Here is a 26,255-nt window from a genome sequence, read left to right as displayed (position 1 = left end):
AACAGAGGCAACCGAATTTCAGTAAAATGCATGGATATTTATGCGATAGATAACAGCGTTTCAGTGAAAATCGTAGGAGAGGCGGAGTGTATTTCCGCTTCGTGCGACGGTCGCAAGGGCACCGCTGACCAGCGGGAGTGCCGGCGGGAGATGTCCGAAGTCCGCATCCATGATAATCGGGACGCGGTATTTTTCGAGGCGGTGGAGGACAGCCGCGTACTGGTCGAGCCCGAAGAGCGGCTCGTCAAAGTGCAGGGGACGCCCGATCAGAAAGCCGCCGACGCGGGAGAACCAGCCGCAGTGCGCGAGCCGCCAGAGGACGCGCTCCATATCGAAGACATTGAGGTCGCAGGACTCAAAGAACCAGAGTATGGGCTCGTCCGGATAGCGCTCTAAAAATTCTTCCACGCGGTCAAAGGAGGTTCCCGCGAGCCCGCCTAGGATATCGAGGCAGCCGCCGAGTAAGCGCCCGCGGAGCGTGAGCGGCGCCTCTGTCTCCCTCAGGTCGCCGTGCGAATCCGGACAAAAGCAGCGGAGTTTGGTCTCGCGGTCTAAATGGTAAGGGAGCAGCGGGTGCTCTTCGTCGCGGAGGGCGGTATACTGCCAGCGGGGATAGTTGTCAAATGCCTTGCGCTTACCGGTGAGTAAACCGAAGGCATCGAAAAGCGCCGAGTGCCAAGGCTCCATGCCGAAGGCCGGCGCGTTCGGGCCGTAGATGGCTGCCGTATCGCAGAGGGTCGGCAGGAGGAAAGTGAGGTTTGTGTTGTCTGAAAAGCCCATAAACCACTTGGGGGAAGCGGCCGCGATGGCGGGAAAGTCGACCGCATCCAGAATGGTGCACATGAGCTCACCGCCGCCGAGTGACATAAGGATGTCGATATCTTTTCTTGTAAAAAAGTCGTTGACCTCTGCGGCGCAGGCTTCCGGCGTATTGCTGATGCCGACGCCTTCCTGCACAAAGGCATTCGGGCCGGTCACGCAGCGGTAGCCCATGGTTTCGAATTTGGCACGGGCATTCAGAAAGGCGGAGCGGTAGGGTTCCGTGACAGCACCGAAGGAAGGGGCAATAAAGCCGATGCTTCCGTTTTCGGGTAAAAAGTGGGGGTAACGCATAGAGCCTCCTAAAATACAAAGCGGATTTTGATAAAACCCGATTTTGGGTCGGACTCTATTATGCCACCGAAGCGGCTTTCTTGACAGGGAATTGCGGGGTAAATTAAGATGAGAGCATTCACATTAGAATGAGTTAGGATGAGAAATTCGGAAGCGGGAGGCATACGGTGAGCTGGAGCGGCATGAGAAGCAAATTGGAGAACGAATATTTGGCAGCGTCTCTCCGCGGGCATATTCAATATTATGCGACGAGTTACAGTCAGTGCCCGGATCATGAGGGGCGCGCGGCGATACGCCTTGACGGTAAGGAAATCATTGCTGGCTGCTATTATAACAACTGGCTGAAAGCTGCGTTATTTCCGCGGGATGCGCGCTACGAGAGGCGGATGAAAGAGGAGATGGCGTTTATGGATGACACCGCGGTACAGCTCGGCGTCTTTGACCAGCAGAGTTTCTATAGGGCCTTTTCGATGTTTGACAATCAGAGCATAGAAGAGAGTCTCGCGAGCGAAAATATGCTGGTCCGCATTTTCGCGATTCTGGACCGCAGGGTCGGAAAACGGAGACTGGAAAAAATAAGACAGGGCATCGAAGGGGAGGAGAAAACATTTCGGGAATTTTTTGCGATACGGGCAGCCGCAGAGGGAATGGCAGCGGAAGGAGAGCGTGAGGGATGAGAAAAGAAATGAAACGGGTCGCGGGACTTCCGCTGCCGCTCTACCTCATCGTGCTGGGACTGCTGTTCCTCGCGCTGCGTTGCGGCGTGATTCCGGCCGGGTTGCCGGGCGGCTTATTTTTACTTCTGGTGCTCGGCGAGGGTCTGAACGAACTCGGAAAGAGTGTGCCGCTTGTGCGAACCTATTTCGGGGGTTCGGTGGTCTGTGTGCTCGGCGGCGCGGCAATCGGGGTGAGCGGCCTTTTGCCGAAGGACAGCACAGAGATACTCGGCCGCTTTATAGAGAGCGAGGGCTTTCTGATTTTCTACATAGCGGCGCTTATTACGGGAAGTCTCTTTCAGATTGACCGGCGGCTTTTGTTTCGCGCCTCCCTCCGCATTCTGCCGACTGCGCTTGCCGGTGTCGCGGCGGGGACGGCGGTCGTGGTGCTGCTCGGTTTTTTGCAGGGTTTTTCGGTGACAGAGAGCCTGCTCTATATCGCGATTCCGATGACTTCCGGCGGGATGACCGCGGGCGCGGTGCCGCTCTCCGCAATCTATGCGGAGGCGAGCGGCATACCGGCCGGTGAGATTCTGACCAGGATTGCACCGGCTACGGTGCTCGGAAACATTGTCTCGATTCTGTTCGGCGCGCTTACGGTGCGGCTTTCGGCGCGCTTTCCGAAGCTGAGCGGCGACGGGCAGCTCCTTCGGGGGGAGGGGGCAGTGCAGAAAAAAAGTATGTCACAGGCAGACTTCGGGAGTCTGCTCGCGGGACTTCTGCTCTCGCTCGCCTTTTATACGGCAGGCGCGCTCTTACACGGCTTTATCCCGGCGCTGCCCGCCTATGCGGGCATGATACTCTGTATTATGGCGGCAAAGGGCTTTTCTGTCCTGCCGGGAGAGATGGAAGAGGCCGCGGCGGTCTGGGGACAGTTTGTGATTCGCGCTTTTACGGCGGCGGCGCTCACGGGGATAGGCATTGTACTCCTCGACTTAAACCGCCTCGCGTCAGTGCTCACGCTGCCGTATCTTTTGACCATCGTGCTCGGCGTGCTCGTAATCACGCTGACCGCGGGTTTTGTGGGCAGCAGACTCATGGGCTTTTATCCGCTCGAGGCCTCGATCGCGGCCGGCATGTGCACGACAAATATGGGCGGCTCCGGCAATGTAGCCGTGCTCTCGGCGGCGGATCGCATGTCGCTCCTGCCCTTTGCGCAGATTGTGACCAGGAGCATAGGGGCGCTCATGCTGACGCTCGGGGGGATTCTCGCCGCGATTCTGCTGCACTGAGCACTTTTTCTGCTTTTTCTTGCGCAGCCGGAGATTAGGATTGTAGCGAATGTGAAGATATGCTAAGATAAAAGGTAGCGCTGATGACGACGCGGAGTCCTTTTTAGGGCTCCGCGTTTCCGGCATAAGAGAGAGGTATCACAGACGATGAAGATTGATCCGCGCGCATTTTCGAAAGATGGGTTTTTAAAAGATCAGGATTATCTGAGCAATTTTCCGTATGGGCGTTATCCCACCTCGTTTAACGGCTGCGGCTGGGTTGCGATTTACAACGCAGAGTATGCCGCGGGACGCGGCATAGCGGTTGAGGCGGTCTATGAGGCCATGCGCCGCATTCTCCCCTATGAGGGGACACACGGCACACCGTTTCCGACCATGGTGCGCTATTTTAAAGAGAAGCACATTCCGATTGCGCGTATTTACGGGAGCGGTGAGGAACTGGTGCGCATTGTGCGGGAGAGCGCCGCGCCGCGCGGCATTCTCCGCTATATCGAGGGCAGAGAGCCGCATTATATTGCCTTTGTGCGCGTCAGCGACGAGACGCCCGCGCGCTATCGCTTTTTCAATGCGGCCGACGGCAAGGAAGATTTTGTCGAGACCATGGAATATTTTCGCAGAGAGCATTTAGGCGGCCGACGGGTGGTGCGCCTCTTGCTGCCGGGAGAGGAGAGAGAAGATGCACGAGCGCGTTGCAAAAACCATATTGTCGACGCAAAATGGTCTGAACATTTACCGAGGCGGTGTGTGCAGTATCCTGTCCTGCGACGCAAAAATAGCTTCGAGCCGCTTTCGGGAATCGGACGGGGAGCTTGAGGCGAAGGTCAACGCGCCGGAACTTCTGGAGGCGACCCTGCGGCGGAAGCAGAGCCGCTGCATGATTATGGTGGGCTCGGCGAGCGAACCCTATCCGAAAGAGGAAGAGGAGACCTTGCTCATGCGCCGCTCGCTCGAGGTCATAGACCGCATGGAGTTCGGCGTCTCGCTCCGCACCAAGTCGCTTCGCATGCTCCGGGATCTCGATATTCTGGAGAGCATCCAGCGGAAAACCCGCTGTGTGGTCGAGGTCATGCTGACCACGACGGACGAGGCACTTGCTTCGCGCCTCGAACCGGCGGAGAGCGCGGTCGGGGAGCGGCTGGAATTATTGCGGGCGCTCCGCGACGCCGGGATTCCGACGGTTGTGACACTCGGACCCGTGCTGCCTTATCTGACGGACAGCCTTGAAAATCTCGAAGCTCTGCTCGGCGACTGCGTCGAGGCGCGGGTCTACGGTGTGATTCAGAACGGGTTCGGCGTGACGCTCCGGGCGGGTTCTTCCGCCTATTTCTTTTCCTGTCTCCGGGAGCTTGACCCGGAACTGCCGGAAAAGTACGAGGCCCTGTTGCCGCCCGGCAAGCCGAGAAAGGCGGGCATGTTTCTGTCGCCGAACGCAGCGGCACTTGCCGAGTTTTTTCAAAAGAGCACGGCGGCCTGCCGACTGGTTACCGATCAGGAGGCCTTGTTTGCCTATCGCCATGCGTTTCTTGACAGGCGGGCGGGGCAACAGCTATCTCTCTTTGATCTCTTTGAGACCTGAGGCGGCTTAAAGTGCCCAGCCGCCCGAGAGGGTCAGTATGTTGCCGGTGAAATAGGCGGGCGCCGCTGCCAGCTGACAGACCAGAACAGCGACTTCTTCGGCTGTACCGAGGCGGCCTGCCGGAATCTCGTCTTCGAGGGCACGGCGTTCTTCGGCGTCGAGGCAGGCATTCATGTCCGTGTCGATTGCGCCCGGCGCAATCGCGTTGACCTGAATGTTAGATGGCGCAAGTTCTTTGGCGAGCGCCCGGGTAAAGCTGTTGACGCCGCCCTTGGCCGCGGAATAGGCGACTTCGCAGGAGGCGCCGCGGCTGCCCCAGACGGAGGACAGAAAGATCAGCTTGCCGCTGCCGGCATGCAACATGCGCGGAATCGCGAGCCTCGAGAGATAAAAGCAGGAACTTAAATCCGTGCGTATCATATGATCCCAGTCATCGGGGGTCATGTCCTGCAAGAGACCGAGGTGGGAGATGCCGGCGTTTGCAACCAGAAGGTTCGGTGCGGAAAAGTGCCGGTCAAAGTCCGTAAAGACTTCGGCGCAGGCAGCGCTGTCACTGACATCCGCGAGCCGGGTGACAACGCGCGCACCGGCCGCGCGGCAGAGTGCCGCGCAGTCCTCGAGCTTTTCCTGCTCTTTCCTAGCGAGCAAAAAGAGGTCGTAGCCGGACTGTGCAAGTTGCAGGGCAATCGCGCTGCCTATGCCGCGGGAAGCGCCGGTCAGGAGGGCTGCCGGACGGCGGGAAACGGAAGTGTTCGGGTTTGGGATTTCTGTCATACGGGGAACTCCTTTGCTTGATTCGAATGAGACCAGTGTAGCACAACGGCGGGACTTGCGCCAATTCCTAGTGCTGTGCTAGACTATGGGCGTGTAGTTCACACGCCCTTTTTATATACGAAAGTGAGGCAGTATGAGTCAGATTTACGATATGATTATCATCGGGTCCGGCCCCGCGGGACTGGCGGCGGCGGTTTACGGACAGAGAGCAAAGTTGGATTTGATTGTGATCGAAAAGCAGATGATCAGCGGCGGTCAGATTATCAATACCCTGGAAGTGGACAACTATCCGGGACTGCCGGGCATCGGCGGTTTTGAGCTCGGACAGAAGTTCCGGGAGCATGCGGAGAAGCTCGGAACCGCATTTGTGACCGATGAGGTAAAAGAGGTCCGCATCAACGAGGACGGTACCAGAACCGTGGTCGGCGCGGAGGCGGACTATACGGCGAAAACCGTCGTGATTGCGAGCGGCGCGGAGCACTCTCTCCTCGGTGTGCCGGGAGAGAAGGAGCTGACCGGCAGCGGCGTCTCTTACTGTGCGACTTGCGACGGCAATTTCTACCGGAACAAGGTCACGGCCGTGGTCGGCGGCGGCGATGTGGCGCTCGGCGATGCGCTCTATCTCGCGAGACTCTGTCGGAAGGTCTATCTGATTCACCGGCGTGACAGTTTCCGCGGCGCCAAGGTACTCGAGGACAAGGTGCGCGCGGCGGAGAATATCGAGCTGGTGCTCGACTCGACGGTCGAAGAAATCCGCGGCGAGGGACAATTAAAGTCCATCCTCGTGAAGAACAAAAAGAGCGGCGCGGAGACCGAACTTGCGATCGACGGCCTCTTTATCGCGGTCGGCATTGTCCCCGAGTCAAGGAACTTCCCCTTCCTCAAGACGGATGAGCGCGGCTATGTGCTTGCGGACGAGACCTGTGAGACCAATGTGCCCGGTGTCTACGCGGCGGGCGATGTGCGGAAGAAGCAGCTCCGCCAGGTGATTACGGCGGTTGCCGACGGCGCGAATGCCGTGGAGAGCGCCGTGCGCTATCTGACCGAACAATGAGAGCCAGGGTGATACGGGTGTTCAAACACCTGCTGGTTCTGCTCCCGGTTCTCTTTCTCTTGGTCGCCTGTGCGGCACAGGGAAGCAGCGCAGAGAGACAGACGGAGAGTCAGTCCGGGCGCACGGAAGTTAAGGCGGGAGCCGAGAGCACGCAGAAGGAAAGCGCGGAGAGTCGTTCCGCGAAGTCGAAGAAGAAACAGAAGAAGTCTAAAAAATCCAAGAAGTCTAAGAAGTCCGACAAGCGGCAGAGCGAGGGCGCGGCTTCAACAGCGTCCGAAACGCTGTCCGAAGCAGAGACAAGTGAAGCTCTTGCGGGCACAGCCGCCGAGGAGACGCGCGCCGCAAAGAAGAGTGCTTCCGAGACGCGGGCGTCGGAGCGCGGTACGGAGGCAGGAAACGGGATCAGCGAGGACGGAAGCTATACCTCTCGCGATGAGGTCGCGCTTTACCTCCATACATACGGAAAGCTCCCGAAGAATTTCATCTCGAAGAAAGAAGCCGAGGAACAGGGCTTCCGTTTCGGCGAGGGGGATTTCGGCGAGGCGTTTCCTGGTATGAGTGTCGGCGGTTCCCGTTTCGGCAATTACGACGGAAAGCTCCCGGATAAGAGCGAGCGCCGTTATTACGAGTGTGATATCGACTATACGGGCGGCAGGCGAAATGCCAAGCGTCTGGTCTACTCGAACGACGGTCTCATCTTTTACACCGAGGATCACTATAAGACGTTTACGCAGCTCTATTAGTCTATTAGATAGAGGAGAACTATGCGAGAAACCAGATGGAAGATTTACAGCAAGCGGGCCGATTTCGGAGCGATTTCGACCCGCTTTTCCGTGTCACCGATGTTGGCGCGGATTCTGATTAACCGGGGCGTCGCGGAAGAAGAAATCGGCGAATACCTGTCCGGTACTTTGGATGACATACCGCGCGGCGTGTTGCTGCCGGATATGGCGGAGAGCGTCCGCATTCTGGCGGAGAAGATACAGAGCAGAGCGCCGATTCGCATCATCGGCGATTATGACATTGACGGCGTCTGCTCGACCTACATTCTGGTACAGGGTCTGCGGGCGCTCGGCGCCGCTGCGGACTATGATATTCCGGACCGCATTGCGGACGGCTACGGGCTGAATTTGCGCCTGGTGGAGCGCGCGGTCGCGGACGGCATTGATACGATTGTGACCTGTGACAACGGCATTGCGGCGCGGCAGGAGGTTGCCGCCGCGGCGGATGCCGGGCTGACCGTGATTGTGACCGATCACCATGAGGTCGCGCACGGCGAAGACGGGGCAGAACTCTTGCCGCCGGCCGATACGGTAGTGGACCCGAAGCGCGAGGGCTCGCAGTATCCGTTTGCCTCGATTTGCGGAGCGGTGGTTGCCTGGAAACTGATTGAAGAGCTGTTTCTGTTCTTCGGGAAGCGACGGGAGGAGGCGCGCGTCTTTCTGCCCTTTGCGGCGATTGCGACGGTCGGCGATGTGATGCCGCTAAAAAAAGAGAACCGCATCATTGTGCGCGAGGGTTTAAAGGCAATCGGAAGTTGCGATAACTTGGGCCTCCGAAAGCTGATTGCGCGCTGTGGGTTGGATTCGGAGGCGCTATCCGCCTACCACATCGGCTTTGTGATCGGACCCTGCTTAAACGCGGGCGGGCGGCTTGAGAGCGCAAAACTCGGACTCTCGATGTTACTGGAGACCGGAGAGGAGAGCGCCGAAGCGGCGGCCGAGCGTCTGAAAGCGCTGAACGACCGGCGGAAGCAGATGACAGAGGAGGGCATCCGCGCGGCGTCGGCGGAGATTGACGCGCTGCCCGAACTTCCGAAAGTATTGGTGGTCTACCTGAAAGACTGCCACGAGTCGGTCGCCGGTATCATCGCGGGGCGGCTCAAGGAAAAGTATTACCGTCCGAGCTTTGTGCTGACAGACAGTCAGGAGGCCGGATTCTTGAAGGGATCCGGGCGGAGCATAGAGGGCTATCACATGTTCCGCGCGCTCGAGGAAGTGGCGCCGCTGCTCACAAAGTTCGGCGGACACCCGATGGCGGCGGGGCTCACGCTTCCGGAGACCGAACTGACGAGCTTTCGGGAGGAGCTCAATCGGAATGCGGTGCTGAGCGACGAGCAGCTCACAGAGACGCAGTGGATTGACATTGCGCTCCCCTTTGCCTATGCGAACGAGGAGCTGGTCACAGAGCTCTCGCGCATGGAGCCGTTCGGCCAGGGCAATGCGCGCCCCTGTTTCGGGCAGAAGAATGTCGGAATCCGCGCGGCGCGAGTACTCGGAAAAAACCGGAATGTCGTGAAACTTTCCCTGCAGGATGAGGCGGGAACCGTGCGGGAGGCGCTTGCCTTTACCGACGGCGATGCGTTTCTCGCAGAGATGGAGGGAAGCCGTTCAATCGCAGTCTTGTATTATCCGGAAATCAACGAATACATGGGCAGGCGGAATTTGCAACTTGTGCTGAAAGCATGGAAATTTGCACGCTGAACTGCTATAGTAAGGGCTGAAATTTGCGCATTTGGAGGAAAAGCGATGAAGACAGTGGCGGATTATATTCGCACCATTCCGGACTTCCCGGAACCCGGTGTCATGTTCCGGGATATCACGACAATTCTGCAGGATGCGGAGGGCTTGCATCTCGCGGTCGACGGCCTTCGCGAAGCGCTGCGGGGCGTTGACTACGATCTTGTTGTGGGTCCGGAATCCCGCGGCTTTATCTTCGGCGTGCCTCTCGCGTATGCGGAGTACAAACCGTTTATTCCGATCCGGAAGCAGGGAAAACTGCCGGCAGAGACCATCTCGGAGACGTATGAACTCGAGTACGGACATGCGACGATTGAAATCCACAAGGACGCAATCAAACCGGGACAGAGGGTCGTGATTGTGGACGATCTGATTGCGACCGGCGGAACGACCGAGGCCATGGTCCGCCTGATCGAGAAGCTCGGCGGCGAGGTCGTGAAAATGCTGTTCGTGATTGAGTTAAAGGGGCTGCACGGCAGAGAAAAACTGAAGGGCTATCCGGTCTTCTCGCTGGTGAGTTACGAGGGAAAGTAAGAGTAGGCGCTGTCCGTTTCGGGCAGCGCTTTTTGCAAAGAAAAGTCCGAGCGGGTGATGCGTCGGCGACGGAAAGGCGGAGAGGAAAAGATGAGAGCTTGTATCCATATTTACACCGGAGACGGCAAGGGAAAGACCAGTGCGGCCATGGGACTTGCGCTCCGCATGGCGGGACACGGAAAGCGCGTGCTTCTCGCGCAGTTTTTAAAGGACGGGAGCTCGGGGGAACTGCTTGCACTCGAAAAGCTGCCGGAACTGCACTGCCTCCGCTTGGAGGAGCACTTCGGCTTTTTCTGGACGCTCGATGACGCGGAGAAGGAAAAAGAAAGAGCGGCGGTGCAGCGCTACTTTGCGGAAATTTTAGAGGCGGTCGAGCGGGAAAAACCGGCGCTTCTGATTCTCGATGAGAGCATAGCGGCCTACCGGCTGGGCCTCATTCCGCGGGAGCGCTTTCTCGACTTTCTGGACCGTAAGCCGGAGGACCTCGAGCTCGTGTTGACCGGGCGGGATGCACCGGAGGAACTTAAGTCCCGCGCGGACTATGTTTCGGAGATTGTGAAGCGAAAGCACCCCTTTGACAAGGGAATCCCCGCCCGGGAGGGGGTGGAGTTTTGAGGAGCGAGGCACTTGAAAAAGCGCTCGCCCCCTATGCGGCGTTTGAGGACGGCAAGCGGCTCCGCGCGGGGTTCACGACGGGCACGACAGCTGCGGCGGCGGCACTGGCGGCGGCGACACTGCTTTTTTCCGGAGAGCGGTTAGAGGCGGTTTCAATCCGGACGCCGGTCGGTGCCGTGCTGCCGATTCCGATTGAATCGCTGGAGCTGGTGACGGAAGACGGCGTAATAAGTGCGGTTGCGGCCGTCCGAAAGGATGCGGGCGATGACCCCGATGTGACGGACGGACTCCTCTTTTATGCGCGCGTCGGCACGGAAGAAAGCGCGGGAACCGAGAGCTCGGAGGAAACGGAAATTCCGGTGGCGTGCCGCGCCGGGACGGGAATCGGCACGGTAACCAAGCCGGGACTCGACCAGCCGGTCGGTGAGGCGGCCATCAACCGCGTGCCGCGGAATATGATTGCGGCGGCCGTTCGAAGCGCCTATCGGGAGAGCAGTTTCAAAAGTCTCCCTGACACGGCGCGCATCGTGGTGACCCTCTCCTGCCCGGAGGGGGAGGAGAAGGCAAAGAAGACCTTTAATCCGAAACTCGGCATACAGGGCGGGCTCTCAATCCTCGGGACCGAGGGCATTGTCCGGCCGATGAGCCGGAGAGCGCTGATTGAGACCATCGTGACGGATGTAAAATTCCATTTGACCGCGCGGCCTTACTTCCTCGCGGTGCCGGGGAGCTACGGGCTTCACTTTCTGGAGGGGCATTTCGGCGTCGGGGCAGCGGACCCTGTCGTGATGAGCAATTTTATCGGCGAGACGCTCGATGCCGCGGTACAGTACGGCGCAAAGGGCGTGCTGCTCGCGGGCCATATCGGAAAATTCGTGAAACTGGCGGGCGGCATTATGAATACGCATTCGCGGGAGGCGGACTGCCGTCTCGAGCTCTTCGCGATTCATGCCTTCCGGGTCGGCGCGCCGAAAGAACTTGTGACCGCGGTTTTGCAGGCGGGGCTCACGACCGAGGCCGTGCGACTGTTGAAAGAGTCCGGCTTCCTGGAGGCGACTTCGGAGAGCCTGCTTGCGGCAATGGAGCGCGCGGTCGCCGTGCGGACTCATGGAGAGACAGAGGTCGGTATTTTATTCTATACCTTGGAGGACGGTGTACTCGCGGAGAGCGAAAACGCGCGACGCCTGATGGAGAGGAGCACGGAAACATGAAACAGGACAGTGAAAACAGAGTGCTGCTTTTTGGCGGCACGACAGAGGGAAGAGAGCTTGCGCTCTGGCTGAGAGATGCGGGCATTCCGGCGCTGAGCCATGTCGCGACGGATTACGGCGAGGCGCTGCTTCGGGAGGAAGCACTGCCCGCAGAGTACGGGCGGCTCGATGCGGCCGAAATGGAGAACCTGCTTCGGACCGGCGACTTTTTTGCGGCCCTGGATGCGACCCATCCGTTTGCGACCGAGGTATCTAAGAATATCCGTGCCGCGGCAGCGGCGGCGGGCGTCCGCTATTATCGCATTTTGCGGGGCGAGGGCAGTGCTTCGGAGGCGGAAGAGGCAGAAGAGATAGAGGCGCGGCTTCGCGCGCGCGGTTGTTTTCACCTCTTTGACAGCCAGCAAGAGGCGGCGGATTGGCTGGCGACAAAGGTGGGGGCTGTTTTTCTCGCGACCGGCAGCAAGGAGCTGAAGGCCTATGCGGCGCTGCCGCGCGAGCGGCTTACGGTCCGCATCTTGCCGGGAGAAGAAGCGCTTCGGAAGGCTGCGGAAGCCGGCATTCAGCCCGATCATATCATTGCGATGCAGGGCAGAAGCTCAGTCCGGCTGAATCAGGCCTTGTTACAGCAATACGGCGCAAAGTTTCTGGTTACAAAGCAGTCCGGGAAACCGGGGGGCTATCTTGAAAAACTGCGCGCCGCGGAGGAACTCGGCATCTGCTTTGTCGCAATCCGTCGGCCGGCAGAGCGGGAAGGATACACCCTTTCCGAAATCAAGGCGCTCCTTCGGGCGCAGTATGCGGCGTGTGTGACACCGGAGAGGAGAGAGGGCATGCAAGAAGAAAGCCGAACAGAAATCCGAAAAGAGAGCAAAGGGGAAGCCGAGCCCAAAACGGAAGCGGAACCCAAAAAGGAAACAGAACCCAAAACGAAAGGCAAGGCTGAATCGGAAGCCGAAGCGGGGAAAAAGCGGGTTACGATTGTCGGTATAGGTCCGGGCGAGACTTCACAGCTCACCTTTGCGGCCGGTCAGTGTATCGCGGAAGCCGGGTTGATGATCGGTGCGTCCCGGATGAATGCCGTCGCCGGTGCGTTTCTGCGGGAACTGGGTCTCGCGGTGCCGCCGATGGTTGCGAGCTACAAGCCGGAGGAGATTGCGCGCCTGGTCGCAGAGAGCCGGGCGGAACACATTGTGCTGCTTTGCAGCGGTGACACAGGATTTTTCTCGCTCACCAAAAAGCTGCGGCGCGCCTTGGCGGACGAAGGCCTTGGGGAGCCGGTTGTGCTGCCGGGTATTTCGTCCAAGAGCTGTCTGGCTGCGCGCCTCGGCTTTTCGGCGGAGGCAGTGTCGGATCTTCGCCTGCACGGGAAAAAGGACGCTGTGCTCCCGGTTCTCCTGCGGGCGCGGCGGGTGTTTGTCATCTTAGAGGGCAGTGCACAGCTCTCGGAGCTTAGAACACTCGCGGCAGCGCTCTGCAGGGCGGGCGCCGGGGAAGCGGAATTTCACTTCGGCGTAAATTTGTCGCTGCCGGACGAAATCCTGTTTTCCTGCAGCGCATCAGAGCTTCGCGAGGGCGCGCTCGAAGCGGAATTTGCGGCCTTGCCGCCGCACGCCCTGCTCTGCCTGTACCTTGCCCTGCCGGACAGCTGCAAGGCACGGCCGCTTGCGCCCGGCATCCCGGACGACTGTTTTCTCCGGGAGAAGACACCGCTCACCAAGCGGCAGATTCGCGCGGCCGCGATTTCGCTCCTCGGCGTACAAGAGGACAGTATCTGTTATGACATCGGGAGCGGCACAGGCGGCATGACCGCAGAACTTGCGATGGCCGCGCCGCGCGGCATTGTCTATGCCGTCGAGTGCGATGCGGCCGCCTTTTCGCTCACCGGAAAAAACATGGAGCGCTTTGCGCTCTCGCAGGTAGAGCAGGTCTTCGGACATGCGCCGGAGGCGCTCCGAGATCTCCCGGCGCCGGACTGCGTCTTTGTGGGCGGCAGCACGGGCAAAATCGGAGAAATCTTCGGAACCGTTTTTGCAAAGAATCCCGCCGCGCGCGTGGTCGCAACAGCGGTGAGTCTTGAGACTGTCTCGGAACTCTCGTCGCTCAGCGCGGCCTATGAGAGCGTGGGGTATCGGACGCAGTGCCTGCAGCTCAGCGCGGCCGAAACCAAAAAGATGGGGCGCTATCACCTCTTGTTCGGGCAGAATCCGACACTGCTCTTTCTGATAGAAGGAGACGGAACATGCAAAGACTGATGGTCGCGGCACTCACGTCCGGCGCGGGCAAGACCAGTGTCACCATGGGGCTCACGGCGCTCTGGCGGCAGGCAGGTAAGACCGTGCAGGTCTATAAGACAGGGCCGGATTACATTGACCCGCAGTTTCACACCGCAATCACCGGCCGCCCCTGCATTAACCTGGACCCGTATTTTCTGGATTCATCCGAGCTCCGCGAGACCTTTTCACGCTATCGGAGCGAGGCGGATATTCTGCTCATCGAGGCCGCGATGGGGCTCACGGACGGCATTGCCGGACAGGGGGACAGGGCCTCGGCACTCGAAGTCGCGCGGACGCTGGATGTCCCCGTGCTGTTGCTGGTCGCCCGGGGACAGGAGGGCGAGGCAGCGCGAAAAATCGAAGCGCTGACGCCGGAGGACCGCGCAAGGCTAACGGGTATACTCTTAAACGAGGGCGGCAAGGACGGCACAGCTTCCGAGACCGCGCTCCCGGCGGAGCTCGCCGGGGTCAGGGTGTACGGCTGCCTCCCGTCGCTTCGGAGCCATGAACTGAAAAGCCGTCATCTGGGCCTCGTGGTGCCGCTCGAGACCGAAGAGATTTGTCGCTTTGCGCGGCAGATGGCGGAGGCACTCCGAAAGACGCTTCCGACCGAGTTCCGGACGGGCACGGGGGCATCGGCAAAGACCTTTCGCCTCGGCATTGCGCGGGATGCGGCGTTCTCGTTTCTGTACCCGGAAAATCTGCGCGTGCTGACCGAATGCGGCGCAGAGCCGGTCTTTTTCAGCCCGCTTTCGGACCGCTCGCTGCCCGCCGGACTCTCGGGACTCTGGCTACCGGGCGGCTACCCGGAGCTCTATGCCGAGGCACTCAGCAACCAGGTCTCGCTCCGGGAGGATATCCGGGACGCCGTGCGGGGCGGGCTTCCGACGGTCGCCGAGTGCGGCGGCTTTATGTACCTGCTTGAAAGTCTCGAGGACATGAACGGCATACCGTATGAAATGGCGGGGGCGCTCACCGGCCGCGCCTTCCGGACAGAGAAGCTGCAGCGCTTCGGCTATATCGAAGTCTGGGCGGAAGAGGAGACTTTGTTGCTTGCCCCGGGCGGAAGTCTCCGCGGGCACGAGTTCCACTACTGGGATGCGACGGAGAACGGCGGGAGCTGCGTTGCGACCAAGGCAAACGGCAGTAAGTCCTGGCCCTGCGTGCGGGGAAGTGCGACGCTCTTTGCGGGCTACCCGCACCTTTACCTCGCGAACGCAGCGGGAAGAAAGGCGGCGGCGCGCTTTGCGGCTGCCTGCCGCGCCTTCCGGCGAAGCCGCGAGGAAACAACATGCTAGTGCTCTACGCAGGCGGCAGTGCGAGCGGGAAATCCGAGGCGGCGGAAGAGGCGGCCGCCGCCGCAGCGAAAGAAGCAAAGCGTCCGCTCATCTATCTCGCGACCATGGAGCGCGGCGGCAGGGAGGCGGCGGCGCGGATTGAAAAGCACCGGGCACAGCGCGCCGAAAAGGGCTTTGTGACCGTCGAAAAAGCGCGCGCGGTGCACGAACTCACGCTGCCCGCGGACGCTGTGGTTCTCTTGGAAGATCTCGGCAATCTCGTCGGGAACGAGCTTTTTTCGCCGGAGGCGGGGGAGCGAAGCGAGGAAACCGTGCTCTGTGCGCTGAACGAGAGTCTGCTTGCGCTCGAAAAAAAGTGCGGGCAACTCATTCCGGTCGGCGCCTTGCTCGCGGAAGAGCCGCGATACGGAGATCCCGATACCGAGCGCTATGTGCGCATCTTTTCCGCGCTGCAGAATGCGCTCACCGCGCGTGCGGATGCGGTGTATCTCGCGGAACTAGGAGCGGTGCGCTGTCTCAAACGGAAGGAGGGGCCATGAAATATCTCCGCGCCTTTTGCATTGCCGCGGCGATGTACTCGCGGCTTCCGGTGCCGAATGTGCGCTGGGACGAGGAGAGCAAGGCGATGGTGCTCTTTTTCTTTCCGCTGCTCGGCGTCATCGAGGGCGGGCTCTTATACGGCATCGCGCGCTTCCTGCTACTCGGCAGGGTTTCGGCGCCGCTCTCTGCCTTTCTCATGACGGCGGCACCGCTCCTCTTCACCGGCGGCATTCACTTTGACGGCTTTCTGGACACGGTCGATGCGCTCGGCTCCTGGAAGGGCAAAGCGGAAAAGCTCGCGATTCTGAAGGATGTCCACGCCGGTTCGGCCGCCGTACTGCAGGGCGGTTTGCTGCTTCTCTCTGTGTTTGCCTCCTGGGAGACTGTATTTTCGAGCGGGGCGGCGGTGCGGCTACTGCCGCAGGTCCTCTGCGGTTTTCTTCTAAGTCGCGCGCTCAGCGCACTCTCGATTTTTGTGCTCCCGAATGCGCGGGGCGCCGGTACGGTCTACGACTTTACGGCCGAGAAGCAGCGGCAGAGGGGGCTGGGCATCTCGCTTCTCTATCTGTTTCTCGGGAGTGGATTGCTCGTTCTGACAGGGACATGGCTGACAGGCTTTTTGATCCTGACGGCCGTGCTCGCCGCAGCGCTCTACAGCGCCTGCCGCGCCCGGTTCTCGTTCGGCGGTATGACCGGGGATCTCGCGGGCTTTTTGCTCACGAATTGCGAGGCCGCGGCTGTGTTTGCCGCAGCTTGCATTTCATGTTTGAACTCTTTATAATTGAAGCTTACTATATCCGAAAGCGGAAGAGCAGTTCAGAAACAGCGCCGAGGCTTTGCGCGGCGCCGGGAAAGGGGGGAACCGGACAAGATGGAAGAGCGAAACTTGAGAGAATTGGAAAATCCGGCAGAGTTTACAGACCCGGATTTACTGTATGAGGAGCTGATTGCCGCCATTGAGCGCTATCATCCCTCGGATGACACCTCGCTGATTCACCGCGCCTATATGACCGCAAAAAATGCGCATATGGATCAGAAGCGGAAGTCCGGCGAGCCCTATATTATTCACCCGCTCTGCGTCGCGATTATCTTAGCGGATTTGGAGCTTGACAAAGAGACCATTATCGCGGGTCTCCTGCACGATGTCGTCGAGGACACGATACTGACCAGAGAGCAGATTTCCCGCGTATTCGGCGAGGATGTCGCCGTGCTTGTGGACGGCGTGACCAAGCTGACCCAGATTACCTGGACCACGGACAAGCTCGACATTCAGGCGGAGAATCTCCGGAAGATGTTTCTCGCGATGTCGCAGGACATCCGCGTGATCCTGATTAAACTCGCGGACCGCCTCCACAATATGCGGACGCTCCAGCATATGCGGCCGGAAAAACAGCGCGAAAAGGCAAAAGAGACGCTTGAAATCTATGCGCCGCTCGCCGACCGTCTCGGTATCAGCCGCCTTAAGGTGGAGCTCGACGACCTTGCGCTCCGCTATCTTGAGCCGAAAGCGTACCGGGATCTCGAAGAAAAAATCGAGGAGAAGAGCCACAGCACGGAGCGCCTGCTCGAGACCATCATTGCGGAAGTGCAGGGCATCATGAACTCCTCCAAAATTCCGAGTTCGGTGATCGGGCGCAGAAAACACATCTTCTCGATTTACAAGAAGATGGTGAATCAGCACAAGACCTTTGACGAGATCTACGATCTCTTTGCGGTCCGCGTGCTCGTGCAGGATTTAAACGACTGCTATGCGGCGCTCGGTCAGCTCCATGTGCACTTTACGCCGCTCTCGGAGCGCTTCAAGGACTACATTGCGCGCCCGAAGCCGAACCGCTACCAGTCCCTGCACACGACGGTCCTGTTCCACAACGGGACGCCGTTTGAGGTGCAGATTCGCACCTATGAGATGGATAAGGTCGCAGAGTACGGTATTGCGGCGCACTGGAAGTACAAGGAGAAGGCAAAGGGCGAGAACCCGACCCTGACCGGCGGCGAGGCCGAGAAAATGCGCTGGCTCCGCCAGATTCTCGAGTGGCAGCGGGAGATGCCGGACAACAAGGAGTTTCTCTCGGACGTGAAGAACGAGCTGAACCCGTTTGCCGACATGGTCTATGCGTTTACGCCCGGCGGCGATGTGAAGACACTGCCGACCGGCTCGACGCCGATTGACTTTGCCTACTCGATCCACTCGGCAGTCGGCAACTGCATGGTCGGCGCGCGCGTCAACGGGCGCATGGTGCCGCTCGACTACCAGATTCAAAACGGCGACCGCATCGAGATTCTGACCTCCCAGAACTCGCGCGGACCGAGCCGCGACTGGCTGAAGCAGGCCAAGAGCTCGCAGGCGCGGAATAAGATTAACCAGTGGTTCAAGACCGAGCTCAAGGAAGAGAACATTGTGCGCGGCAAAGAGCTGCTCTCTGCTTATGCGAAGAGCCGCGGACAGGACTGGAATGAGTTAAACCGGCCGGAGTACCAGGAGAAGGTGCTGCGCCGCTATTCGATGCACGACTGGGATGCCGTGCTCGCGACCGTGGGACACGGCGGCCTGAAGGAAGGCCAGGTCGTGAACCGCATGATCGAGGAGCGGAAAAAGGTACTCGCGAAGCAGATCTCCGATGAGACGGTGCTCGCCAACATCGAGGCCTACAACAAGGAGAATACGGAGGCGACACTCCGGAAGTCCGGCAACGGCATTGTCGTCAAGGGCATCCACGACCTGGCCGTTCACTTCTCGCGCTGCTGCGCGCCGGTGCCGGGCGATGAGATTGTCGGCTTTGTGACGCGCGGCAGAGGCATCACAATTCACCGCACCGACTGCATCAACATTCTGTCGCTCCCGGAGGCGGAGCGCGCGCGCCTCATTCCGGCCGAGTGGCAGGTGCCGGAGGGCGAGGCGACCAAGTACCTCGCGAGTATCCGCGTCATCGCGCACAACCGCACAGGGCTTTTTGTCGACATCACCCGCGTCTTTACCGAGCGCGGCATAGACATCAAGGCGATTAACACGCGCACTTCGAAGCAGGACATCGCGACCATGAACCTGAGCTTTGACATCGGCTCGGCGGAGGAACTGCGCTCCCTGCAGGATAAGATACGGCAGTGCGAAGGCATCATTGACATTGAGAGGGTTTGAGCCATGGAAGAGAGCAGACTTTCGATTCTTTGTATGACACTGGGCATGGTGGAGACCAATTGCTATCTGATCTGGAATAAAGACAGCAAGGAGGCTCTGCTGATCGATCCCGCGGACGATGCCGCGCAGATCGAGAAAGTCATCCGGGAGCGGGACCTTTCGCTCAAGGCGCTTCTGCTGACCCACGGGCACTTTGACCATGTGCTCGCGGCGTCGGCGCTCCGGGATGCCTTTCAAGTGCCGCTCTGCGCTGCCGAGACCGAGGCAGAGACGCTACGGAATCCGGAATTAAACGGCGATGCGAGATGGCTTCGGCAGGGACTCTCGCTCAAGGCGGACCGCCTGTTTCACGACAAGGAAAAGCTTTCTTTCCTCGGCACCGAAATCGAAGTGCTCTTTACGCCGGGACACACGGCGGGCTCCTGCTGCTATTATTTTCCGGCGGAGAAGCTACTGTTCTCGGGCGATACCTTATTCGAGGGCTCGTTCGGGCGCGTCGATTTGCCGGGCGGAAATATGGCGAGCTTAAAGCGCTCGCTGGATCGCCTGTTCGAGTTGCCGGCGGACACGCTCGTGCTCCCCGGTCACATGGGACAGACCAGCATAGGCGAAGAGCGGAAGAGCAACCCGATTTTCTATTACTGAGACAGGGCAAAACAGATGATATCCTTACAATTACGGGACGTCCCCTTCGAACAGGACGTCCGGGAACTTTTCATGGCGTTTTTTCCGGGACAGAGCTTCAGTCATGTGCCGGAACAAGACGCCATGATTTCTTGTATCATGACGGCGGAAGCGGAGGCCGGGAACGAAGAGGCCGGACGCCTCGGAACCTATCATGCCACCTTGCTGACGGACCGCGGCGAGCGGCTTTCGTTTGAGAGTCCGTGGTTTTCCGAGCGCCTTACCTCCAAAAACGAATTAAAGCGGGCGCTCTACCGGACTCTTTCGGCGCTCACGGGAAAAGAACTCCCCTGGGGCACCCTGACCGGCATACGCCCGGCAAAGCTCGCTCTTAACCTGTTGCAGCGGGGCAAGACGGCAGAAGAGATTCGCGCCGAATTTAAACGCGATTTCTTTTTGAGCAATGCGAGAAATGCGCTCTGCGTGAGGACTGCGGAAAATGAGCTGCGCGCAATCCGGGGGCTCGACTTTACGACCGGCTACAGTCTCTATATCGGCATTCCGTTCTGCCCGACCACCTGCCTCTACTGTTCCTTTCCCTCCTATCCGGCGGGAAAAAACAAGGCAGCGCCCTACCTCGCGGCGCTCCGGGAGGAACTCCGTTTAACGGCGGAGATGATGGCGGGCAGGCGTCTCGACGCGGTCTATGTGGGCGGCGGCACGCCGACCAGTCTTACGGCCGAGGAGCTCCGCTCGCTGCTTCTCTTTGTGTGCGAGACCTTTGACTTCTCGGCCTGCCGGGAGTTTACGGTGGAAGCCGGGCGCCCGGACAGCATTACCCGCGAGAAACTGCTCGCGCTTCGGGAGGCCGGTGTAGACCGGATCAGCATCAACCCCCAGACCTTAAAGCAGGCGACGCTTGACTTAATCGGGCGCTTTCACACGGTCGAGCAGTTCACGGAGAGTTTTGCGCTGGCAAGAGAGCTTGGCTTTGATAACATTAACACCGATCTCATCATGGGGCTGCCGAACGAGACCGAGGCGGATGTGCGGCGCACCATGGAGGGCATATGCGCGCTGTCGCCGGACGATGTGACCATCCATAGCCTCGCCTTAAAGCGGGCGGCGCGTCTCAACACGAAGCGCGAAGACTACCGGGATGTCCGCTACGGCGATGCCAATCAGATGGTGGAACTCGCCGCCTCCTACTGCGAGGAGATGGGGCTCTCGCCCTATTACCTGTACCGGCAGAAAAATATGGCGGGCAATCTCGAAAATGTGGGGTGGTGTCGTCCCGGCAAAGAGGGACTCTATAACATTCTGATTATGGAGGAACTCGAGACCATTGTGGGCTGTGGCGCGGGTACGACAACCCGCGTGATGCGCGGCGAGGGGCAGTATGACCGCCTTGAAAATGTCAAGGATCCGGCGCTCTATGTCGAGCGCTTACCGGAACTGCTCGCAAAAAAGCAGCGCGCCCTCGCGGGAGATGTGTTAGGATAAAGGAGATAGGGTTATAACAGTCGAAGAGAAAACAAGGAGGGCAAGGCGATGAGTTTAAAAAAGCAGCCGGTCACCGGAATGAAAGATATTCTGCCGGACGAGATGACACTGCGGGATTATCTGATCGGTGTGATCAAGGAGACTTACCGGAGTTTCGGCTTTACGCCGATGGAGACCCCCTGCGTGGAGCACATAGAAAATCTGACGAGCAAGCAGGGCGGCGACAACGAGAAGCTGATTTTCAAGATTTTGAAGCGCGGCGAGAAGCTTCGTCTCGCGGACGCGGCGGGCGAAGAGGATCTCTGTGACAGCGGCCTCCGCTATGACCTGACGCTTCCGCTGACCCGCTACTATGCGAACAACGCGGCAAAGCTGCCGAGCCCCTTTAAGGCACTGCAGTGCGGTTCGGTCTGGAGAGCGGACCGCCCGCAGAAGGGCAGATACCGGCAGTTCACGCAGTGCGATATCGACATTCTCGGCGAAGAGAGCAATCTCGCGGAAATCGAGCTGATTCTCGCGATTGCGAAGACCCTGAAGAAACTCGTGCCGGAGAATGACTTTCTGGTCCGCGTGAACGACCGGAAGATACTCCGCGCGATGGTGGCCTTCGCGGGCTTCCCGGCGGGGCAGGAGGACGGCGTCTTAATCACGCTCGACAAGATGGATAAAATCGGTACCGACGGCGTGCGCGCGGAGCTCATTGAGAACGGCGCGTCCGAGGCGTCGGCAGATCAGTATCTCGGTCTGTTAAAAGACCTCGGCACCGACGCGGCAGCGGTTCGTTCTCTCGGCGAAAAGCTCGGCGATTTCCTGGAGCCCGGTACGGCGGAGGGACTCGCGGAGATCATGGAGGCTGTGCAGAGCGTGAGCTGCGGCGCGGTCAAGGTACAGTTCGATCCGACTCTGGTGCGCGGCATGGGCTATTACACCGGTACCATCTTCGAGGTTTCGATGGAAGGCTTCGGCGGTTCGGTCGCGGGCGGCGGCCGCTACGACAAGATGGTCGGCAAGTTCACGGGCACGGATGTCCCGGCCTGCGGCTTCTCAATCGGTTTTGAGCGCATCATTGCGATTCTCATGGATCAGCAGTATGTGATTCCCACGCAGAAAGAAAAGGTTGCGATTTTGCTCGACAAGAAGCTCTCTGCAGCGCGCCGCACCGAAGCGCTGCAAGAAGCCGAAGCACTCCGCGCAGAGGGAAAAGACGTGCTGGTCACGAAGATGGCAAAGAACAAGAAGTTTCAGCGGGAACAGCTCTCGCAGCAGGGCTATACCGTATTCCGGGATTATTTTGAGGCATAAGAGGGGAGATACAGTATGTCGGAGTCAATGAGAGGTTTAAAGAGAACACATCGCTGCGGGGAGGTTGTCGGCGCAACCCTCGGCAGCGAAGTCACGGTCATGGGCTGGGTGCAGCGGAGCCGCAATAAGGGCGGCGTCGTGTTCACCGATCTCCGCGACCGCAGCGGGATTCTGCAGCTTATTTTTGAGGAAGATGACTGCGGCGAAGAGGTGTTTCACAAGGCGCAGAGCTTAAAGAGCGAGTACTGCATCGCGGTCGAGGGACGCCTGGAGCGCCGCTCCGACCCGAACCCGAAGCTCCCGACCGGTGAACTCGAGGTGCGGGCCAAGACGCTCCGTATTCTCTCGGAGTCCGAGACGCCGCCCTTCCCGATCGAGGAGAACACGAAGACCAGAGAAGAGCTCCGCTTAAAGTACCGTTTCTTAGACCTTCGCCGTCCGGATTTGCAGGCGAGAATCATGCTGCGCTCGAAGATTGCGGCGGAGATTCGCCGCTTTATGACCGGCGAGGGCTTCCTCGAGATCGAGACCCCGACGCTCATTAAGTCGACGCCCGAGGGCGCGCGCGACTATCTCGTGCCGAGCCGTGTCCACCCGGGCAGCATGTACGCACTGCCGCAGTCGCCCCAGCTCTTAAAGCAGCTCCTCATGTGCTCCGGCTATGACCGTTACTTCCAGCTGGCGCGCTGCTACCGCGACGAGGACCTCCGCGCGGACCGTCAGCCGGAGTTCACGCAGGTCGATATGGAGCTCTCTTTTGTGAACGCGGACGATGTGCTCGCGGTCAACGAAAAGCTCCTGCACACGATTTTCAAGGAAGTGCTCGGCGTCGAGGTGAAGCTTCCGATTCAGCGCATGACCTGGAGAGAGGCGATGGGGCGCTACGGCTCCGATAAGCCGGATCTCCGCTTCGGCATGGAGATCACCGATGTCTCCGAGACGGTGAAGGGTTGCGAGTTCGCGGTCTTCTCGGGTGCGCTCGATGCCGGCGGCAGCGTTCGCGGCCTGAATGTCAAGGGACAGGGCCACATGCCGCGGAAAAAGATCGACGCGCTCGTCGAGTATGCGAAGGGCTACGGCGCAAAGGGTCTCGCCTATGTCGCAATCCAGGAGGACGGCAGCGTAAAGTCCTCGTTCGCAAAGTTCCTGAAGGAAGAGGAGATGCAGGCGTTAATCAAGGCAATGGGCGGCGAGAACGGCGACCTTCTGCTCTTTGCAGCGGACAAGAACAAAGTCGTCTTCGATGTGCTCGGCGCACTCCGGCTCGAGCTCGGACGGCAGCTTGAACTCTTCGATAAGAACGAGTTCCGCTTTGTCTGGATTACGGAATTCCCGCTCCTTGAGTGGTCGGAGGAGGAGCAGCGCTTCAAGGCGATGCACCATCCGTTCACGATGCCGATGGAAGAGGACTGGGATAAGATTGACAGTGATCCGGGTGCGGTTCGCGCCGAGGCCTATGACATTGTCTTAAACGGCAATGAAATCGGCGGCGGCTCGGTTCGTATTCACCGCTCGGACATCCAGGAGAAAATGTTCGAGGTTCTGGGTCTCACGAGAGAGGTCGCGGAGGAGCGCTTCGGCTTCCTGCTCGAAGCCTTCCGTTACGGCGTACCGCCGCATGCAGGCCTCGCCTACGGCCTGGACCGCCTCGCAATGCTGATGGCAGGGGCGGATACCATTCGCGACGTCATTGCCTTCCCGAAGGTCAAGGACGCCTCGGATCTCATGATGAACGCACCGGATGTGGTTGAGGAGAAGCAGATGGAAGAGCTGTCCCTCTGCTTCCGGGAGAACAAGGCGTGAGCAGCGAGAACAGAAAAATTCTGATTGCGGACGATGAGGCGCGCATGCGCGCGCTGGTCCGTGATTATCTCCGGATGAAGGGCTTTCAGGTGCTGGAGGCGGAAAACGGCAGAGAGGCGCTCGAAGTATTCCAGCGGGAACCGGACATCGCGCTGATTCTCCTCGATGTCATGATGCCGGAGATGGACGGTTTTGAGACTTTGAAAGAACTTCGACACATCTCGGATGTGCCGGTGCTCATGCTGACCGCGCGCGCCGAAGAGCAGGATGAGCTCCAGGGCTTTTCGCTCGGCGCGGATGAGTACATCGCAAAACCCTTCAGCCCGAAGGTACTGCTCGCGAGAATCGACGCGATTCTGAAGCGCACCTCCGCGGGGACGGGCGACGAGCAGCTTGAAGCGGCCGGCATCTGCCTCGACGAGCGCGCCCACGAGGTCACGGTCGACGGCAAAAAGGTGGAGCTCAGCTTCAAGGAATTTGAGCTGCTCCGCTACTTCCTCGAGAATCAGGGCATTGCGCTCTCGCGGGAAAAGATTCTGAACCATGTCTGGAATTACGACTACTTCGGCGACGCGCGCACCATCGACACGCATGTGAAGAAGCTCCGCGCGAAGATGGGAGAAAAGGGCGCGCTGATTCGGACCATCTGGGGCATGGGCTATAAGTTCGAGCCGGAGGAAGCGTGAAACACTCGATACGGCTCCGCTTCACCGCGCTGATCTTTGCGGTGCTCGCGGTGCTCATGGCAGTGCTGTTTCTCGTGAACAGCTTCGGGCTCGAGCGTTTTTACCGGCGGCAGAAGGTGCTGGATCTCGAGAACGCCTACCATACACTCGATGAAATCGCGGCGTCGAAGGGAACGGACTCTACGGAGATGGAAGAGCTGCTCCGCTATTACAGCAGCCGCTATAACATCACGGTGGCGCTCGTCGACTCGGCGAATTCAAAGCTCCTGCAGAGCACCGAAAACGGCAAAAGCCGCCTCTATCAGCGGGTACAGCGCTATCTGTTCCGGCAGGATGAGGACGGAAAGACGCTCGTCTTAAAGAAGACGGAGAGCTATACCATACTGCAGGCCTACGACGACGGCAGCCAGAGCGCGAATATCGACTGCTTTGCCTATCTCTCCGACAACCAGACCTTGCTCCTCATGACGACGCCGGTCGCCAATCTGAAGGAGAGTGTGCGGCTTGCAAACCGCTTTCTTCTTTACATGGGCGCCCTGACCCTCTTGTTCGGCGTCTTTCTGGTCTGGGGCATGACCTCCCGCATCACAGGACCCATACGCTCGCTTGCGGCGATCTCCGAGAAGCTGGGACATATGGATTTTTCGGTGCGCTACCGCGGTCAGAACGAAGATGAAATCGGCGTGCTCGGCAACAACATGAACAGCATGGCAGAGCAACTGGAAATAGCCGTTTCGGAGCTCAGGGAGGCAAACCGGAAGCTCCGCGACGACCTCGCGCATCAGGAGGAGATTGACCGGATGCGGCGGGAATTCATCGCGAATGTCTCGCATGAGCTGAAAACCCCGATCGCCCTGATACAGGGCTATGCGGAGGGGCTCGAGGACGGGCTCTGCGAAGAAAAAGAGATGCGCGAGCAGTATCTCGGCGTGATTCTCGACGAGGCGGGGCGCATGAACAAACTCGTGCGCCAGCTCCTCACACTTTCCCAGCTTGAGTCCGACAAGCTGGATCTCAATATGGAGGTCTTTGATCTCCGGGAGAGCGCGGAGAGTGTGCTCCGGAAGACCAAGGTGCTCGCCGAAGAGAGCGGGGCGAAGGTTTCGCTCGAGGCACCCGATACAGGCATTTCGGTGCGGGCGGATGCGTTTCGGATTGACGAAGTGCTGATGAACTATGTGAGCAATGCGTTCCACCATGTGGAAGAGGGCGGCGAAGTCATCGTGCGTCTTTTGCCGCGGGGGGAGCGGGTGCGCTGCGAGGTCTATAACAGCGGAAAGCGGATTCCCGAGGAGGATCTCGGCAGACTCTTTGAAAAATTCTACAAGGTCGACAAGGCACATACCCGGAAGTACGGCGGGAGCGGAATCGGGCTCTCGATCGTGCGCGCGATTATGACCCAGCACAACATGCCCTGCGGCGTCGAGAATTGTCCGTCCGGCGTGCTGTTCTGGTTTGAGCTGCCGCGTGCGGTGCAGACAAACAGCGAGGAACACAAATAAAGGGAAAAGTTTCGAAATAAGAAACTATATGTGGTAGTTCGACGAAAGGATGCGAAAAAGCTTGTGTATTTTGCCGATTGCATTTTGATTCTTGTGAACTCTGCCGATTTCCGTAGCGCGAAGGCGCGCGTTTTGGTCGGGCGTTTCAGCGCTTTGCCATGTTCCAAATTCTGCCAAAGCAAGGTAAACTATAGAAGCCCCATTTATGGGGCTTCTATTTTGTTTTAAATCCATATATAGTGTG

General features: G+C 59.2%; 23 protein-coding genes. 21 read left to right on the top strand and 2 right to left on the bottom strand.

All coding sequences use genetic code 11. From position 1 onward, the window contains the following. Positions 1-60: 60 nt before the first annotated feature. Positions 61-1,113: a S66 family peptidase gene (locus HMPREF9623_RS02050; protein ID WP_009532231.1), complete on the bottom strand. Its 1,053-nt coding sequence runs from the start codon at positions 1,111-1,113 to the stop codon at positions 61-63. Between the two features lie 167 nt (positions 1,114-1,280). Between HMPREF9623_RS02050 and HMPREF9623_RS02045 the strand changes: the two genes are divergently transcribed. The 4 genes from HMPREF9623_RS02045 (at position 1,281) to HMPREF9623_RS02035 (ending at position 4,637) form a co-directional block, all read left to right on the top strand. Next, positions 1,281-1,790: an SF0329 family protein gene (locus tag HMPREF9623_RS02045; protein ID WP_009532230.1), complete on the top strand. Its 510-nt coding sequence runs from the start codon at positions 1,281-1,283 to the stop codon at positions 1,788-1,790. Continuing rightward, positions 1,787-3,061, top strand: coding sequence for a 2-hydroxycarboxylate transporter family protein (locus HMPREF9623_RS02040; RefSeq protein ID WP_009532229.1), 1,275 nt, complete (start codon positions 1,787-1,789; stop codon positions 3,059-3,061). Before HMPREF9623_RS02045 ends, HMPREF9623_RS02040 begins: the two co-directional genes overlap by 4 nt. A 147-nt stretch (positions 3,062-3,208) precedes the next feature. Beyond that, entirely contained in the window at positions 3,209-3,874 is a 666-nt protein-coding gene (locus HMPREF9623_RS10760; RefSeq protein ID WP_009532228.1) for a hypothetical protein, read from the top strand. Continuing rightward, entirely contained in the window at positions 3,804-4,637 is an 834-nt protein-coding gene (locus HMPREF9623_RS02035) for an SPL family radical SAM protein (protein ID WP_154646086.1), read from the top strand. The genes HMPREF9623_RS10760 and HMPREF9623_RS02035 overlap by 71 nt, the downstream gene beginning before the upstream one ends. 6 nt (positions 4,638-4,643) lie before the next feature. On the opposite strand, the gene ymfI is transcribed toward HMPREF9623_RS02035, so the two are convergent. Next, a complete protein-coding gene (gene ymfI, locus HMPREF9623_RS02030) occupies positions 4,644-5,411 on the bottom strand; it encodes an elongation factor P 5-aminopentanone reductase (protein ID WP_009532226.1) in 768 nt (255 codons plus the stop codon). A 133-nt stretch (positions 5,412-5,544) separates the two neighbouring features. Here ymfI and trxB point away from each other — a divergent pair, with 133 nt between their 5' ends. The 17 genes from trxB to HMPREF9623_RS01945 all read left to right on the top strand — a co-directional run bounded on the left by trxB (position 5,545) and on the right by HMPREF9623_RS01945 (position 26,011). After that, the gene (trxB, locus tag HMPREF9623_RS02025) at positions 5,545-6,465 is read left to right on the top strand and encodes a thioredoxin-disulfide reductase (protein WP_009532225.1); all 921 of its coding nucleotides are present in this window, start codon (positions 5,545-5,547) and stop codon (positions 6,463-6,465) included. Between the two features lie 17 nt (positions 6,466-6,482). Further along, complete coding sequence (locus HMPREF9623_RS02020) at positions 6,483-7,208, top strand: ribonuclease domain-containing protein (protein WP_242822149.1); 726 nt, start codon at positions 6,483-6,485, stop codon at positions 7,206-7,208. A 21-nt stretch (positions 7,209-7,229) separates the two neighbouring features. After that, positions 7,230-8,948 carry a single-stranded-DNA-specific exonuclease RecJ gene (gene recJ / locus HMPREF9623_RS02015; RefSeq protein ID WP_009532223.1) on the top strand — a complete coding sequence of 573 codons (1,719 nt, stop codon included), beginning with the start codon at positions 7,230-7,232 and terminating at the stop codon, positions 8,946-8,948. A gap of 45 nt (positions 8,949-8,993) precedes the next feature. After that, complete coding sequence (locus tag HMPREF9623_RS02010) at positions 8,994-9,518, top strand: adenine phosphoribosyltransferase (protein WP_009532222.1); 525 nt, start codon at positions 8,994-8,996, stop codon at positions 9,516-9,518. Between the two features lie 90 nt (positions 9,519-9,608). Then, positions 9,609-10,133: a cob(I)yrinic acid a,c-diamide adenosyltransferase gene (locus tag HMPREF9623_RS02005; RefSeq protein WP_009532221.1), complete on the top strand. Its 525-nt coding sequence runs from the start codon at positions 9,609-9,611 to the stop codon at positions 10,131-10,133. Next, entirely contained in the window at positions 10,130-11,344 is a 1,215-nt protein-coding gene (gene cbiD, locus HMPREF9623_RS02000) for a cobalt-precorrin-5B (C(1))-methyltransferase CbiD (RefSeq protein WP_009532220.1), read from the top strand. The genes HMPREF9623_RS02005 and cbiD overlap by 4 nt, the downstream gene beginning before the upstream one ends. Next, a complete protein-coding gene (gene cobK, locus HMPREF9623_RS10755; RefSeq protein WP_009532219.1) occupies positions 11,341-13,596 on the top strand; it encodes a precorrin-6A reductase in 2,256 nt (751 codons plus the stop codon). Before cbiD ends, cobK begins: the two co-directional genes overlap by 4 nt. Then, positions 13,584-14,915: a cobyrinate a,c-diamide synthase gene (locus HMPREF9623_RS01990; RefSeq protein ID WP_009532218.1), complete on the top strand. Its 1,332-nt coding sequence runs from the start codon at positions 13,584-13,586 to the stop codon at positions 14,913-14,915. Before cobK ends, HMPREF9623_RS01990 begins: the two co-directional genes overlap by 13 nt. Next, entirely contained in the window at positions 14,909-15,454 is a 546-nt protein-coding gene (locus HMPREF9623_RS01985) for a bifunctional adenosylcobinamide kinase/adenosylcobinamide-phosphate guanylyltransferase (RefSeq protein WP_009532217.1), read from the top strand. Before HMPREF9623_RS01990 ends, HMPREF9623_RS01985 begins: the two co-directional genes overlap by 7 nt. Beyond that, on the top strand, positions 15,451-16,236 hold the full coding sequence (locus tag HMPREF9623_RS01980) for an adenosylcobinamide-GDP ribazoletransferase (RefSeq protein ID WP_009532216.1): 786 nt from the start codon (positions 15,451-15,453) through the stop codon (positions 16,234-16,236). Before HMPREF9623_RS01985 ends, HMPREF9623_RS01980 begins: the two co-directional genes overlap by 4 nt. 90 nt (positions 16,237-16,326) lie before the next feature. Then, on the top strand, positions 16,327-18,591 hold the full coding sequence (locus HMPREF9623_RS01975) for a RelA/SpoT family protein (RefSeq protein ID WP_009532215.1): 2,265 nt from the start codon (positions 16,327-16,329) through the stop codon (positions 18,589-18,591). Between the two features lie 3 nt (positions 18,592-18,594). Further along, positions 18,595-19,236 carry an MBL fold metallo-hydrolase gene (locus tag HMPREF9623_RS01970; protein ID WP_009532214.1) on the top strand — a complete coding sequence of 214 codons (642 nt, stop codon included), beginning with the start codon at positions 18,595-18,597 and terminating at the stop codon, positions 19,234-19,236. Positions 19,237-19,251: 15 nt separating this feature from the next. Next, complete coding sequence (gene hemZ / locus HMPREF9623_RS01965; RefSeq protein WP_009532213.1) at positions 19,252-20,718, top strand: coproporphyrinogen dehydrogenase HemZ; 1,467 nt, start codon at positions 19,252-19,254, stop codon at positions 20,716-20,718. A gap of 48 nt (positions 20,719-20,766) precedes the next feature. Next, positions 20,767-22,020: a histidine--tRNA ligase gene (gene hisS / locus HMPREF9623_RS01960; RefSeq protein ID WP_009532212.1), complete on the top strand. Its 1,254-nt coding sequence runs from the start codon at positions 20,767-20,769 to the stop codon at positions 22,018-22,020. A 15-nt stretch (positions 22,021-22,035) separates the two neighbouring features. After that, complete coding sequence (gene aspS / locus HMPREF9623_RS01955) at positions 22,036-23,823, top strand: aspartate--tRNA ligase (protein WP_009532211.1); 1,788 nt, start codon at positions 22,036-22,038, stop codon at positions 23,821-23,823. Continuing rightward, positions 23,820-24,509 (top strand): response regulator transcription factor, encoded by a 690-nt coding sequence (locus HMPREF9623_RS01950; protein ID WP_009532210.1) that lies wholly within the window; start codon positions 23,820-23,822, stop codon positions 24,507-24,509. The genes aspS and HMPREF9623_RS01950 overlap by 4 nt, the downstream gene beginning before the upstream one ends. Continuing rightward, on the top strand, positions 24,506-26,011 hold the full coding sequence (locus HMPREF9623_RS01945; RefSeq protein ID WP_009532209.1) for a sensor histidine kinase: 1,506 nt from the start codon (positions 24,506-24,508) through the stop codon (positions 26,009-26,011). Before HMPREF9623_RS01950 ends, HMPREF9623_RS01945 begins: the two co-directional genes overlap by 4 nt. Positions 26,012-26,255: the final 244 nt, after the last annotated feature.

Source organism: Stomatobaculum longum, assembly GCA_000242235.1.
Classification (GTDB): Bacteria; Bacillota; Clostridia; order Lachnospirales; family Lachnospiraceae; genus Moryella; species Moryella longum.
Note: the sequence above shows the minus strand (reverse complement) of the source record. Positions and strands in the feature narration are given on the sequence as shown.